The 14,652-nt window shown below is 43.5% G+C and carries 9 protein-coding genes; 6 read left to right on the top strand and 3 right to left on the bottom strand.

Features of this window, described 5'->3' with window-relative positions; translation table 11 throughout:
• Positions 1-25 precede the first annotated feature (25 nt).
• The 5 genes from HMPREF9446_RS08650 to HMPREF9446_RS08630 all read left to right on the top strand — a co-directional run bounded on the left by HMPREF9446_RS08650 (position 26) and on the right by HMPREF9446_RS08630 (position 8,930).
• Positions 26-3,280 carry a TonB-dependent receptor gene (locus tag HMPREF9446_RS08650; protein WP_039968843.1) on the top strand — a complete coding sequence of 1,085 codons (3,255 nt, stop codon included), beginning with the start codon at positions 26-28 and terminating at the stop codon, positions 3,278-3,280.
• Between the two features lie 27 nt (positions 3,281-3,307).
• Positions 3,308-5,086 carry a RagB/SusD family nutrient uptake outer membrane protein gene (locus HMPREF9446_RS08645; RefSeq protein ID WP_009125208.1) on the top strand — a complete coding sequence of 593 codons (1,779 nt, stop codon included), beginning with the start codon at positions 3,308-3,310 and terminating at the stop codon, positions 5,084-5,086.
• A 53-nt stretch (positions 5,087-5,139) separates the two neighbouring features.
• Positions 5,140-5,982, top strand: a complete 843-nt coding sequence (locus HMPREF9446_RS08640; protein ID WP_039968835.1) for a discoidin domain-containing protein — start codon at positions 5,140-5,142, stop codon at positions 5,980-5,982.
• Positions 5,983-6,183: 201 nt separating this feature from the next.
• Positions 6,184-7,671: a sulfatase-like hydrolase/transferase gene (locus HMPREF9446_RS08635; RefSeq protein WP_009125206.1), complete on the top strand. Its 1,488-nt coding sequence runs from the start codon at positions 6,184-6,186 to the stop codon at positions 7,669-7,671.
• Positions 7,672-7,769: 98 nt separating this feature from the next.
• Positions 7,770-8,930 (top strand): metallophosphoesterase family protein, encoded by a 1,161-nt coding sequence (locus HMPREF9446_RS08630; protein ID WP_009125205.1) that lies wholly within the window; start codon positions 7,770-7,772, stop codon positions 8,928-8,930.
• A 158-nt stretch (positions 8,931-9,088) separates the two neighbouring features.
• Here the strand turns inward: HMPREF9446_RS08630 and HMPREF9446_RS08625 are convergent, their stop codons facing one another.
• Positions 9,089-9,760: a lipocalin-like domain-containing protein gene (locus HMPREF9446_RS08625; protein WP_009125204.1), complete on the bottom strand. Its 672-nt coding sequence runs from the start codon at positions 9,758-9,760 to the stop codon at positions 9,089-9,091.
• A gap of 184 nt (positions 9,761-9,944) precedes the next feature.
• On the opposite strand from HMPREF9446_RS08625, the gene HMPREF9446_RS08620 reads away from it, so the two are divergent.
• A complete protein-coding gene (locus HMPREF9446_RS08620; RefSeq protein ID WP_009125203.1) occupies positions 9,945-12,008 on the top strand; it encodes an acetate--CoA ligase family protein in 2,064 nt (687 codons plus the stop codon).
• A 54-nt stretch (positions 12,009-12,062) separates the two neighbouring features.
• Here the strand turns inward: HMPREF9446_RS08620 and HMPREF9446_RS08615 are convergent, their stop codons facing one another.
• Entirely contained in the window at positions 12,063-13,601 is a 1,539-nt protein-coding gene (locus HMPREF9446_RS08615) for a YifB family Mg chelatase-like AAA ATPase (protein WP_009125202.1), read from the bottom strand.
• 5 nt (positions 13,602-13,606) lie between these two features.
• Positions 13,607-14,638, bottom strand: a complete 1,032-nt coding sequence (locus HMPREF9446_RS08610) for a TlpA disulfide reductase family protein (protein ID WP_009125201.1) — start codon at positions 14,636-14,638, stop codon at positions 13,607-13,609.
• Positions 14,639-14,652: the final 14 nt, after the last annotated feature.

Here is a 14,652-nt window from a genome sequence, read left to right as displayed (position 1 = left end):
ACCAATTAATCAAATATTTAGAATTATGAAAGTTACAGTTTTCTTGCTATGCTTTTGTTCATTGAGCATGGTGGCAAGTACCGTCAACTCTCAAAATGCAAGAGTATCTATTAAAAAATCGAATGCACCTTTGGAGGAAATCTTGAATGAGATAGAAAATCAGACAGATTATCTGTTTATGTATTCTGATGTTGTGAATGTGAAGCAACGTGTATCTGTCAAGGCAAAAGAGCAGCCGGTATCGAAAGTTTTGAGGGAATTATTCGATGGAAAGGTTGGATATAAAATGGAAGGTTCGCATATTATTCTTTCACCTGCTACAGAGGATGAACAGACGGCATCTTCCGAACAAACTTCCAATATCACTGTAAAAGGACAAGTATTGGATGAGACTGGGCAGACTGTTCCGGGTGTTAATATTATAGTGAAAGGCAACAGTAGCCTGGGTACAGTGACTGATTTGGACGGTAATTTTACACTGAATGTGCCCAAAGGGGTTACTATGGTAGTATCCTTTATTGGTTACAAGAACTATGAATTTGTCGCTGTTGCAGACAAAGCAGTTGTTATTAATCTGGTACCTGATACCGAGGTATTGGATGAAGTGGTGGTAGTGGGTTATACCACTGTGAAGAAAAGTTCCATCACCGGGGCTATCGGTTCGGTGAAGGCCGACAAACTGAAAGATGTGACTACTCCGGATGTGTCAGGTATGCTGCAGGGTAAAGTGGCAGGTGTGGTAGTGACTCCAACTTCCGGCAAACCGGGTTCTGAGGTCAGTATTCGTGTGCGTGGAATAGGTTCTATACGTGGTAACCAGTCCCCTCTATGGGTCATTGATGGTGTGGTAGGCGCATCCGGTGCAGAACTGAATCCTAATGATATTGAGGCCATCTCTGTATTAAAAGACGGGTCGGCTACTGCCCTTTATGGTTCGCGTGGTGCCAATGGTGTGATTCAGGTGACAACTAAACGTGCCAAGAGTGGAACTTCTCAGTTTGAGGCCGGTGCAAAGTTCGGCCTTTCTGAATTACAACGTGGTAATCTCCGTATGATGAACGGTGCAGAATACTATGATTATTTGTATGAAGCTTTTACGAATGCCGGTACACTGGAAGAGCAGCATTGGTTCCAACCTTATTTGCGCAATCAAAATTTTGACTGGTGGGAAGAAGCTACTCAAGTAGCTACTACCCAAAATTATAATGTGTCTTACAAATATGGTAATGATAAGATTCGTTCCTATATATCTGCCGATTACTATACGGAGGACGGTGCCATTAAGGGATACGACTATGACCGCGTAACGTTACGTACCAATACGGATTATGTTGTAAACAACCGTTTGACCTTGAAAGCGAGTCTCGCGTTGAGCTACAAGGAGACTTTTGACCAGCAACAATCTTTGAGCTATGCCAGCTATACACCATGGGATTCTCCGTATAACTCAAAGGGAGAGTTGAAGACCGGCCAGGAAGGATTACCCTCCAAGGAGGATGCTGCTACTGCCGATCCCCGTGACTATTGGTATTCTGATGGCGGTTACAATTATATGAATTATTACCAGCGTCATTGGAGCAAAAATCGTAATAATTCCATGAATATCAATTTAGGATTCCACTACAAATTACTTGATTTTTTGAAGTATGAGTCCAATAATCAGGTAAGTTTTATCAATAGTTATAATGAGCAATATACCGATCCGAAAGACCACGGGCAAGAGGCTGACCATGGTAAAGTATATAATGGCAACTCTAACAGCCGTCACCTTTATTTAAGCCAGATGCTACACTTGACTCGCATTTTCGCTGACATTCATGAGGTGGATGCTTACTTGGGCTATGATTATGATGAATCTCGTTATTTCAGCAATTGGGGACAAGCTAAAAACATTTATTCCGGAGCGGAAGTAATCGGTGCCGGTGCGGGTGACCAAACTGCCGGAGGTTCCAAATCCGAGCGCAAGAATGCCGCCGTGTATTTCAATGCCAACTATACTTATGATAGTAAGTACTTGCTTCAGGTGATGGTTCGTCGTGACGGTTCCTCGCGTTTCGGTACCAACAAGCGTTGGGGGACATTCTGGTCAGTAGGTGGGGGATGGAATCTTCACAAGGAAGCTTTTATGGAAGAACTCACTTTCATTGACGAATTTAAGCCACGTTTCTCTTATGGTATTTCCGGTAACGAACCGGGTGGCGCTTATGAGTGGACCACTAAACTGGACATCACCCAACAGTATGCCAATGAGATTGCTTTTTTCTCCAATTATGCCGGTAACCCTAATCTCTCTTGGGAGGAGACTGCCAGTTTGGATTATGGTGTGGACATGCGTCTGTTCGATCGTGTCAGCATCACTGTGGACGGCTATTACCGTAAAGCCAAGAATTTGATTTATTTGCGTCATTTACCCGCTGTGAGCGGTTATAACCGTCAGACAGCCAATGACGGCAGTATGGTCAACAAGGGATTTGAACTTACCGTTACTCCCGAACTTATCAAGACGAAGGACATTTATTGGGATATGACTTTCAATATGGGGTATAACAAGAATGAAATCACCAAAATGCCAAGCGGTGATGAGCTTTATACGCAAGCTACGGCCGAAGGTTATCCTTACATGAATTGGTACATGCGTGAATGGGCAGGTGTGGATCCTATGACCGGACGTCCTTTATGGTTCGTGGTAGATAAGGAAACAGGTGACAGAACAGTAACGGGTGATTACAATAAAGCTACCCGTCAATTGTTGGATGCCGTTCCTATTCCTAAAGTGAATGGTGCCATTGGTACTAATTTCTCTTGGAAAGGTCTTTCAGTGAACGCCAATTTTACTTTCAGTACCGGAGCCAAGATTTACAATAGTGCCCGTGCTGCAGCACTCGATCGTGATGCAGGCCGTACTTCTCAACCGCCAATGAAGTTGGCGGACGGATGGAACCGTTGGCAGAAACCGGGTGACCGGGCTACTCATCCACAATTGATTGCCGGAGGTAATAATAGTGCCGACGGCGAATCTACCCGTTATTTGGAGAATGGAGACTATTTTAAGTTGAAGTCTCTTTCTGTTTCGTATAGTTTGCCAGAACAGTGGATCAAACCGTTAAGTTTGAAGAGTGCAAGAATTAGTTTGGGAGGTGAGAATCTCTTTACTGTTACTAAGTTTTCGGGCATTGACCCTGAGGTGCTGTTCTCTTCTTCGTACAATGGTAAGGCAAGTTCCGGTAACTCTTATCCTAGCGTAAGACGTTTTACTATGGGGTTGAACGTAACTTTCTAATCTTAACTATCAAAATAATAGAAAAACATGAAAATTAAAAATATAGTAGGTGCCTTGAGCTTCTCAGTGGCAGTGACCGGATGTAGTTTAGATGTGAAGATGTATGATGGCGTAATGAGCGAAGACATTTCTTCAGAAAATATAGCAGAACTGACATATGGTAGCTACCGTCATATGAAAGGTAGCGGTATAATAAATAATGGCTTTGCATTCCGTGAATATGGTTCTGATGATGTTTCGTGGACCGGGACTTCTAACGGTAGCACCTTCAAAATTTACGACTATACTCGTGACATTGCAACTTCGAACACTGAATATGCTTGGGAACTGGGATATCGTGCCATTGGTAATACCAATCTGGTAATTGAATTGGTGGACGCTTTAGGTGAAAGGGCTTCACGAGAAAATATAATCCTTAGAGGTGAGAACTATTATCTGCGTGCATTGTGTTATTTTTATTTGGTAAATGAATTTGCTCAGCCCTATTCTAACAATCCTCAGAGTAATCCGGGGTTACCTCTGAAATTAGACAGTAATCCCGATGTGATGAGTCTGCCCAAAAGTCGTTCTACGGTAGCAGAAGTGTACGATCAGATTGTAAAGGATTTGAAAGACGCCATCGTTGACATGACATTGCCTGCGGGTTTTACTCCGAAGAACAACAACTTCGCCACTAAAGAGGCTGCCGAAGCCTTATTGGCGAGAGTATATCTCTATATGGGCGATTATGGAAGTGCCTATACAATGGCTGATAACGTGATTAAGTCTGGGCGTTTTAAATTGGAACAAGGTGAGCGTTATGCTAAATATGCGCAATGGTTGCCTGAAGACAATACAGAGACTATCTTCGCTATTCGCCATGTCAAGGAAAAAGATAGCAATGTTGGTGGTAATATGTTTATTAGGATTGACGGGAATGGTTATGAGGAGATTTCTGTTTCTGATCCATATTTAAGACTGCTGGAACTTTATTTGGATGAAAATGATATGCCAATCGATCTTCGTAGTAAGTATGTTGTAAAGCGTTTTGTGGAGGATGGTGTAAAGGATTTTGCGGTGTATGGGCATCCCGATAAAAAATATGAACGTTGGACATTTGTCTATAGTGAGAGAGAAACAAAAGCTGCCGGTTATAAATATACACAATTGAATATTCTGAAGAAAGATGGACAATTTGTTATTGCTGATGATCAGGCTGGTAATTTCCAAAGTGAGTATATCCAAAGTGAGCCTTATAATTTAGGCAAGCGTTATTATGTTTTAGCAAAGGATGGTACTAAGTACATAGGCCGTGTTGAGCCTAAGGTGTTTGATGCTGCTACTAAACATGGTAAGATGTCTCAGTATCTGGTGTATGCTTATAATAAAACCTCTTACCAAGAAGAGTACAAGTTACTTTATTCACCTGTCATTTCCCGTTTGGCTGAGATGTACCTAATCCGTGCAGAGGCTAATGCTGAAAAAGGTGAGGTGCAATTAGCTTTAGACGATGTGAATATTATCCGTCGTCGTGCAGGCATCCCTGAGTGGACTATTGAGAATATGCAAACAGCTGAGGCTGGTGAACCGAAAGACATCAAGAAAATTGTAGAAGAAGAGCGCCGACTGGAGTTTGCGCTGGAAGGATTGCGCCGCTTCGATGTGTTCCGCAAGCGTGGTACGTTGGATAGGAGATATCCCGGTTCGCACGCCACATCTGCCGGTGACAGATTCTTGGAGGTCCCTTACAACTCTCCGGCAGTTTGTCAGTTCATTCCGCAGGCGCAATACGATGCCTATCCTTATGAATTGGAACAGAATCCTTAATTATTATCTACCTGCTATTTTATCAGAAAAAGAACATTTAAATAAAAATAGAAATGAAAAGATTATCATATTTTATGTTATTCCTGTTGATGCTTCTCACTTATGGATGCGAAGAGACGGAGCAGCCGTATGTGGGATATATCGTGATAGAGCGTGCGGTGGTGGAGGCTGCCGCTAATTCTACTGTTACCTTGATTGCAGACACTGACATCGATTCTCCCATTAAACTAACGTTGGATGAAGAAGCTGCCGAATGGTGTTCTGTAAGTGTCAGTGGCAAAGAAATTCATGTGACAGCTACGCAAGCCAACACTGGTTCTGTTTTCCGTACTGCCAATGTGAGGGCTCGTTGCGGTTATCGTGAGACTACATTCACTGTTCTTCAAAAGTTCGAAGGTCAACAATATTTGGAATATGATTGGACCAAGTGGACGGCTACCGGCAATAGTTGTCAAGCAAATGATGGCGGTGGATATCCTAGCTTATTCAACGAAGACCGAACTACTTATTGGCACGACCAGTACTCGCCGAGTTCCATAGAAAAGCCATGGTACATTGTTGTGGATATGAAAGAAGAACTTGAATGTTGCATGTTCCAAATAGGTAGAAGGCATTATAGTAAAAATGGAAATAATTATGGTACTGTGAAGCATATGGATATTTATACAAGCACTGATAACGAAAACTTTACCAAAGTAGGTGAGTTTTCTTTCGATTTACCTTGGACTGCTCCTGACGGTACTGTAGTAGAAAGTAGTACTAGTCCTTTAATTCCTCCCTATGAAGAGGTTAGCTTAGCTGAACCTGTTACAGCCCGATATGTCAAGATGGTGATAACGGAAACTAACGGTAATCATGCTCAAGTGGCTTATTTTAAAGCATATGAAAAAATATAGTATGTGGAGTAATGATACGAAAGTGATTTGTTTTTCTACAAATAACCTTAATTGATAAGTCTTTTATGAATTTTTACTAATCAGTAACCAACATGAGTAGAATTTACTCATGTTGGTTCTGTATAATATTCATTCTATTGTCGTGCAGGTTCTGGAATGTCCTGCCAACAAAAAAGTGTATTCACAAAATAAGAAGTCTTTATGAATCATCTCAAATTATTATCAAAAATAGGTACTCTGTTGGGATTCCCCACATTTGTGTTTGGGCAAATAGTTCCTCAACAGCCCAATGTCGTTATTATTGTGGCCGATGATCTGGGGTACGGAGATTTAAGTTGTTATGGGGCAAAGGCCCTTAAAACCACCGGTATGGATCGCCTTGCAACAGAAGGGCTGCGATTCACCCAAGGGCATTGTACTGCTGCGACTTCTACGCCGAGCCGCTATTCGTTGTTGACAGGAATGTATCCATGGAGCAATCCCGATGCAAGGATTCTTCCGGGTAATGCGCCGTTAATCATTGATAAAGAACAAGTAACACTTCCTAAGGTAATGCGGAAAGCTGGATATGTGACGGGAACCGTGGGTAAATGGCATTTGGGACTTGGAGACGGAGGAGTGGACTGGAACAAAAACATATATCCTGGTGCGAAGGAGGTGGGTTATGACTATTCTTTCATTCAAGCTGCGACTAACGATCGTGTGCCGTGTATCTTCATTGAAAACGGTAAAGGGGTAGGCTTAGAGGGAGACGATCCCATTTATGTCAGCTATAAAGAGAACTTTCCGGGAGAACCTACTGGAAAGGAAAATCCAGAGTTGCTCCGGATGCATCCTAGTGTGGGACATAGTGGCGCCATCGTAAACGGTGTACCGCGCATCGGCTTCCAAACAGGTGGAAAGGCAGCCCAATGGAGGGACGAGGACATGGCAGAACTTTTCTTGGAAAAAGCCAAGATGTTTATGCGCGAAAACAAGGACAAGCCTTTCTTCTTATATTATGGTTTACACCAACCGCATGTGCCTCGCGTACCGAACGAGAGATTCGTTGGCAAATCTGGAATGGGACCTCGCGGAGATGTTATTTTGGAGGCGGACTGGTGTATTTCCGATTTTCTGAAAGAGATGGATAGATTGGGACTGACAGAAAACACGTTGGTTGTTTTTACCAGTGATAATGGTCCTGTTTTGGATGACGGATATAAAGATAACGCAAAAGAGTTGATTGGAAGTCATAAACCCGCAGGACCTTATAAGGGGTGGAAATGTTCCATGTACGAAGGTGGAACTTGCGTCCCTTTCTTGATTCGTTGGCCTGCAGTGGTAGAACCGGGTGTTTCAGATGCTTTGATTTGCCAGATAGATTTGTTGGCTTCGTTATCTGCGCTTGTTGGCCAAACCTACACAGAACGTACAGACAGTCAAAATACATTGTCTGTGTTTTTGGGGAAAAGTAAAGAGGGGCGTCAAGAATTAGTAATTGAAGGAATGCATAATTATGCTTTCCGCCAAGGAGATTGGGTAATGATTCCGCCTTATCGTCCGGGAAAGGCATACGAATTATACAATGTGAAACTGGATCCGGAGCAAACAATGGATAAATCCAAGGAGAATCCAACTCTGTTAAGGAACATGATGAGGAGACTGGAATATCTGAAACGTGCCACAGGAAAGCTTACAAATGATTAAATCTTTTTCATTCCTTTTTTTCATGGCTTATCAAAGCTGTAAGATTTGGTGTTTAGCATTATAATATTGTATCTTGATATTTAATTAAAAGGATAAAGATGAAGGAATTATTATTTTCAATTTTCATGGGCTGTTCCATTCTTGGAGCATCTGCCCAAACGTCATTTACAGTAAACCATGGCCCTTATTTGCAGGAGGTCACGCAAGAAGGAGCCACTGTCGTATTTACCACTTCTCAAAAGGCGTTCTCTTGGGTAGAATTGAAGCGGCATAATGCGGAAGACGGAGAGGCTATAAAGTATTTCAATTCCAGGGATGGACTAAAAGAGGCTTGGAATACTTTCGGTTCCGTGCGTGTGGAGAACTTGAAGCCGGGTATGAGTTATGACTATCGCATTGTCTCCAAAGAAATGCGTTCTTTTGAACCTTACAAAGTTGTATTTGGTGATAGCATCGCCACAGAGTGGTACACCTTTTCTACCGTCAATCCCCAAAAGCAGGGAGGTTCCATTTTCATTACCAGCGATATGCATTTTGATGCTGCCAAGCTAGAGAAATTGCTTCGTGCGGCGGATTACCAAACATGTGACGCTTTCTTCTATGTTGGCGATATGACCAGTTATATCGAAGATTTCGATGCTCCATTTACTTCATTCATTGATACCAGTGTCAAGTTGTTTGCCTCTTCCATTCCATTTGAAGTGGTAAGGGGCAATCATGAGACACGCGGCAATTTAGCCCGTACTTATTCTTCTTATTTCCCTAAAAAGAGCGGGAAAATATATGGCTCTTATCTGCTTGGTGATGTGATGATTGTAATGCTGGACAGTGGTGAGGACAAGGCGGAAAGCCATTGGGTATATGCCGGACTGACCGATTATGACGCCTATCGTACAGAACAGGCCGAATGGTTGGAAAAGTTAATCGAGACCGAGGAGTATAAAAAGGCCAAGTATCGTATTGTCCTTTCGCATTTCCCTATGGTGATGGGAAGTAAATGGAAAGAAGAAAAGATGTGGTATGGTTGGGAAGATGCCATCCATAAGTTCCTGCCGATATTGAATAAGGCAAACGTGAATCTATTGGTTTCAGGGCATACACACCGTTACTTTTTCCATGATTGTAATGTGGATGGCAATGCTTTCCCTGTATTGGAACAAGGAGCGGATTCTGCTGTCCGCTTGGAACTTCACGGGGGAAAAGTGACATTAAAAGTAATGGATGTGAATGGAAAGGTGCTGATGGAGAAAATGTTATAGGAATTACAATAAAATCCTTAATCAGTCTCTGTTTGAAAAGAATGTTTTCATTTTTTCATGAGCGGTCTTGCATTAAGCTTGACCGCTTAATTTAAATTCATTCCATTCTATCGGTTTTACTTGCGCGGAGAATTATGGCAGATAGTTTATTGCCATACTCAAGGTAACCGGGAGGGCAAAGTCATTTTCTTTATTTTTATTACTTGGTAAACACCGGCATAATCAGCAGCAAATCCTTCCCCGGACTTCCCCAAATCAATAACTTCCAATTCCGCGTGAACGGTTTTCCCGTTTTTCACCCCTTTTGTTATATTATCATATCTTTGTATGAGTTCTCCTGTCTCATCTATGATCCAATAATTACAGGAATCTCCTTCAGACGTAAAAGAACGTACTTCGTGTCCGATAACCAATTCCCCTTTTACTGACAGGAGTTTTTTTGCAGGAGTGATCAATGTAGCGGGTATTGTTTCCTTGCCCGGTATCCCGCTAGTTTTAGAGTATCTCAAAAATAATTTTCCTTTCTTGAGAATCAGGCTGTCTTGTGTCAACTTCTCTATTGTCAGTGTGTCTGTGAATGAAATATTCTGATGATTGCCGATACTGACTCCTGAAAGAAATAGCAAGTTTCCTTCCTTTCTCCATTTTTCATATTTCAAGGTAGCCATGTGAATGGAAAAAGCACTGCCATCGGTCTCGAGAGTGAAACCTTGCTGCATGCCGGGCATTCCGGAAATGGTTTGAACCCAAGAACCCTCTATCGTGGCATTGTTGCAAGAGAATAAGGTATATGTACAAAAGGCTATGATTAAGTTTCTAAATGTCTTCATCTTTCTTGCTCTTTAAATTATCTATCTGTATATTTTATTATCAAAAGTATATATTATGTATTAAAACACAAAATATTCCCATTAGAATTATGACCCTTTGAGAATATACCGGAACAAATATTTTCACTTCTGGATAAATAGTGTATATTTGTGCAAGATATCGTAAACTTAACATGGAAAGACTATGATAACAAGCCAATTGCTGCATCCTGCCAGCATCGTAGTGGTGGGGGCATCCAACAATGTACACAAGCCGGGAGGTGCTATCTTGAAGAACCTGATAAGTGGAAAATATGCAGGGGCACTTCGTGCTGTCAATCCTAAGGAGACAGACGTGCAAGGTGTGCCGGCCTTTGCTGACGTGAAAGATATTCCCGATACAGACCTCGCTATCCTTGCCATTCCCGCTGCTTTATGCCCTGATGCTGTTGAAGTGCTTGCTGCTGAAAAGCAGGTGCGTGCTTTCATTATACTCTCAGCGGGATTTGGAGAAGAGACACATGAGGGCGCATTGCTGGAGGAGCGCATTCTGGAGACGGTGAATAAATATGGGGCTTCTTTGATAGGCCCTAACTGCATCGGTTTGTTGAACACTTCGCATCATAGTGTTTTCAGCCAGCCTATTCCGAACCTGCATCCACAGGGAGTGGATCTGATTTCCAGTTCGGGTGCCACTGCCGTCTTTATATTGGAGAGTGCTGTGACTAAAGGTTTGCAGTTCAATTCGGTATGGTCCGTGGGAAATGCCAAACAAATCGGTGTGGAAGATGTGCTTCAATATATGGACGAGCATTTCAATCTTGAAACAGATTCTAAAATTAAACTGCTGTATATTGAAAGTATCGGTGACCCCGACCGCTTGTTGTTCCATGCTTCTTCTCTGATAAAGAAAGGTTGCAAAATCGCTGCCATCAAAGCAGGAAGTAGCGAGAGCGGCAGCAGGGCGGCTTCTTCCCATACAGGTGCCATTGCAAGCAGTGACTCGGCTGTAGAGGCTTTGTTCCGTAAAGCGGGGATTGTACGTTGCTACTCCCGTGAGGAGTTGACGACTGTAGGGTGTATCTTTACTTTACCGGAATTGCGAGGTAAGAATTTTGCTATTATTACTCATGCCGGTGGTCCGGGGGTGATGCTGACGGATGCTTTGAGTAAAGGTGGGCTGAATGTACCGAAACTTGAAGGTTCGCTTGCCGATGAATTGAAGAGCAAGCTTTTTCCCGGTGCGGCAGTAGGAAATCCTATTGATATTCTGGCTACGGGGACTCCGGAGCATTTGCGTCTTTGTCTGGAATATTGTGAAGAAAAGTTTGACAATATTGATGCTGTGATGGCTATTTTCGGTACGCCGGGATTGGTAACCATGTTCGAGATGTATGATGTGCTGCATGAAAAGATGCAGATTTGCAAGAAACCTATTTTTCCTATTCTTCCTTCTATTAATACGGCAGGAGCCGAGGTAGCGGCTTTTCTGGCCAAAGGGCATGTGAATTTTGCAGATGAGGTGACCTTGGGTACGGCGCTTTCCAGGATTGTCAATGCTTCCAGGCCGGCCAATAATGAGATAGAACTTTTTGGGGTGGATGTACCCCGTATTCGCCGGATTATTGATTCCATACCCGAAGATGGATATATAGAGCCTCATTATGTGCAGGCTTTGCTTCGCTCTGCAGGTATTCCTGTCGTGGAAGAGTTTGTATCTGCCAATAAGGAAGAAGTGCTCACCTTTGCGCGTCGTACAGGCTTCCCGGTAGTGGCCAAGGTAGTTGGCCCCGTACATAAGTCGGATGTCGGAGGGGTTGTCTTGAACATCAAGGGTGAGCAGCATTTGGCTTTGGAGTTCGAGCGTATGATGCAAATACCTGAAGTGACCGGTATCATGGTTCAGCCGATGCTCCGGGGAATTGAGCTGTTCATAGGTGCAAAATATGAGAAAAAGTTCGGACATGTAGTCCTTTGCGGTTTAGGTGGCATATTTGTGGAGGTGCTGAAAGACGTTTCTTCCGGTCTGGCACCTTTGTCGTATGAAGAAGCTTATTCTATGATTCGTTCATTGCGTGCTTATAAAATAATCAAAGGAACTCGTGGACAAAGAGGGGTGAATGAAAATAAGTTTGCCGAGATTATTGTACGACTCTCTACGTTGCTCCGCTTTGCCACAGAGATAAAAGAAATGGATATCAATCCGCTGCTTGCCACGGAAAAACAGGTGATAGCGGTAGATGCGCGTATCAGAATAGAGAAAAAATAGCCGTTGTTCAAAAAGAAGAAAGTATCCTTATGATGATAGTGATTTATTGGGCAGTTAACCTGCCCAATCCTCCCTATCCAGATTCCTGTATCCTATAGCTTCCGCCAAATGTACTGCCTGTATCGATTGGCAACCTTCAAGGTCGGCAATGGTACGTGATACCTTCAAGATACGGTCGTAAGCCCGTGCTGAGAGATTAAGTCGGTTCATGGCATTCTTGAGTAGGGTGAGCCCCTTGTCATCCGGGCGGGCATGAAGGGCAAGTAACTTGCTGTTCATTTGGGCATTGCAATAGATGCCGGGAATATCTGCATACCTCTCTTCTTGAATTTGGCGGGCACGTATCACACGTTCACGTATGGTGGCGCTTGATTCTCCGGGACGGTTGTCCGCCATTTTCTCGAAAGGCAGTGGGGTTACTTCGATTTGGAGGTCGATTCTGTCCAGTAAAGGCCCCGATATGCGGTTCAGATACTTTTGTACTTGCCCCGGACTGCAAACGCAAGCCTTGGTCGGATGGTTGTAGTATCCGCACGGGCAAGGATTCATAGACGCTACCAGCATGAAGCTTGCCGGATATTCCACGTTGCACCTGATGCGGGCAACAGTTATTTTCCGGTCTTCTAATGGCTGTCGGAGTACTTCCAGAACATTCCGTTGGTATTCGGGCAATTCGTCAAGATATAGAATCCCGTTATGGGCCAGGCTGATTTCACCGGGTTGGGGAAAACTGCCTCCGCCGGTCATGGCTACTGTAGAAATGGTATGGTGGGGATCACGGAACGGACGTTTGGAAATAAGTCCTCCTTCTTTTCCCAGTTTGCCCGCTACGGAGTGTATCTTGGTTGTTTCAAGGCTCTCGCCCAATGACAATGGCGGAAGTATCGAAGGAAGGCGCTTGGCCAGCATGGATTTGCCGCTGCCGGGAGCACCGATGAGAAGAACATTGTGGCTGCCCGCCGCCGCTACCTCTAAAGCACGTTTTACGTTTTCCTGCCCTTTTACTTCTGCAAAGTCGAGGTCAAAGTCAGTTTGTTGGGCATAGAATTCTTCACGGGTATTGATGAAGGTTGGATTGAGTTCTTGTTTGCCATTGAAAAACTCAATGACTTCTTTGATGTTTCCTACGCCATAAACTTTCAGATTATTCACTACTGCTGCTTCACGAGCGTTTTGCTGAGGCACAATCATACCTTCAAAACCAAGTTCCCTCGCTTTGATGGCGATGGGAAGCACTCCCTTGATGGGTTGTAAACTGCCGTCAAGGCTCAATTCTCCCATAAGTAAATATCGGCTCAGCTTCTCCGGTTGGATAATCTCACTGGCTGCCAGTATGCCGATGGCTAATGGCAGATCATAGGCAGAACCTTCTTTGCGGATATCTGCAGGTGCCATGTTGATGACAATGTTGCTGGTCGGCAGCCGGTAACCGTTGACTTGTAGGGCGGAGATGATACGTTGATGGCTTTCCTTGACTGTCGAGTCCGGTAAACCGACTAGATAAAACATACAGCCTCTGGAACTGTTGACTTCGATAGTGATGAGGGTTGCATCAATACCTTGAACAGCCGCTCCAAAAACTTTTATGAGCATAAGGATTATTTTTTCTCTTTTTGTCCTATTTCCTTGATTTTCTTTTCTATGTCTTCTTTACTCAGATTCTTTCCCTCAATTTTGCCGGATGGGCTGAGTAGGATATTGGCGGGCAATGCCTGGATGGCAAATTGTTTGACCGCCCCTGTTTCCCATCCGGAGAAGTTACAGACCTGTTCCCAGCTTAGTGTATCTTCTTTTATGGCTTCTTTCCAAGCATCTTTGTCTATGTCTAGAGAGATGCCCAAGAGTGCAAAATCCTTGCTTTTCTGTTCTTTCTTATAAATTTGCCGCAAGCCGGTATTGTTTTCTCTGCTTGGTTGGTCCCAAGACGCCCAGAAATGCACCAGCAAATACTTGTCCTTGAAATCGGAACGGCTGATATTCTTACCTTTTGCATTGGGAAGATGGAAGTAAGGAGCTGTTTTGCCGATAGATACTTTCTCTTCTTCTTGAATGCGGTCCAGAAGTTCATCTACATAAGGGCGGTCTTTCAATTCTCCCGTCATGCGGTCTGTCAGACTTTTGATAAGGATAAAGTCCGGTTGAGGTTTCTGTACGAAATATTTATCCAGCAGATAGATGCTCACCAAGGAAGAATGATGGCTGCTGATGAAAGCTTCCGCTTTTTCTTCCAATACTTTGTCGGATGGCTTTCCCAACCCTTTCAAGCTTTTCTGGAAAGCGGTAAATTCTTCATTGGGTGTGTTTCCCGTTATCTCCAATGAAGTCAGGTCAGAAGCAGAACCTTTGACCTGTATTTTATCTCCCTTGTCCAGGTAGAGGGGATATTCGGTTCCGTTGCTGAATTGCAGCCGGGTGGATACCAATGTATCAGTGGAAAGGATTGCAGAGAACTTGTCGTCTTTTACAATCAAGGTATCCGTACGGTTATACAGTTTGTCCGTACCGTATATATAAAGCGTGTCGGTTCCCAGTCCTTTGATTTCTCCCCTCAAACTGACCGAATTTGTTTCTTTGCTGCTACAGGCAGACAAAACGGCAACTAGAAAGTATATGAGATAAATATTCTTCATTTTGTTTCTTTTTC

It is taken from the genome of Bacteroides fluxus YIT 12057 (genome assembly GCF_000195635.1).
Classification (GTDB): domain Bacteria; phylum Bacteroidota; class Bacteroidia; order Bacteroidales; family Bacteroidaceae; genus Bacteroides; species Bacteroides fluxus.
The sequence above is the reverse complement of the archived record's forward strand: the minus strand, read 5'-3'. Positions and strand labels throughout refer to the sequence as shown.

Bases quoted from the DNA above. Each gene is read 5' to 3' on its own strand.
- HMPREF9446_RS08650 (WP_039968843.1), top strand. From the start codon at position 26: ATGAAAGTTACAGTTTTCTTGCTATGCTTTTGTTCATTGAGCATGGTG.
- HMPREF9446_RS08645 (WP_009125208.1), top strand. From the start codon at position 3,308: ATGAAAATTAAAAATATAGTAGGTGCCTTGAGCTTCTCAGTGGCAGTG.
- HMPREF9446_RS08640 (WP_039968835.1), top strand. From the start codon at position 5,140: ATGAAAAGATTATCATATTTTATGTTATTCCTGTTGATGCTTCTCACT.
- HMPREF9446_RS08635 (WP_009125206.1), top strand. From the start codon at position 6,184: ATGAATCATCTCAAATTATTATCAAAAATAGGTACTCTGTTGGGATTC.
- HMPREF9446_RS08630 (WP_009125205.1), top strand. From the start codon at position 7,770: ATGAAGGAATTATTATTTTCAATTTTCATGGGCTGTTCCATTCTTGGA.
- HMPREF9446_RS08625 (WP_009125204.1), bottom strand. From the start codon at position 9,760: ATGAAGACATTTAGAAACTTAATCATAGCCTTTTGTACATATACCTTA.
- HMPREF9446_RS08620 (WP_009125203.1), top strand. From the start codon at position 9,945: ATGATAACAAGCCAATTGCTGCATCCTGCCAGCATCGTAGTGGTGGGG.
- HMPREF9446_RS08615 (WP_009125202.1), bottom strand. From the start codon at position 13,601: ATGCTCATAAAAGTTTTTGGAGCGGCTGTTCAAGGTATTGATGCAACC.
- HMPREF9446_RS08610 (WP_009125201.1), bottom strand. From the start codon at position 14,638: ATGAAGAATATTTATCTCATATACTTTCTAGTTGCCGTTTTGTCTGCC.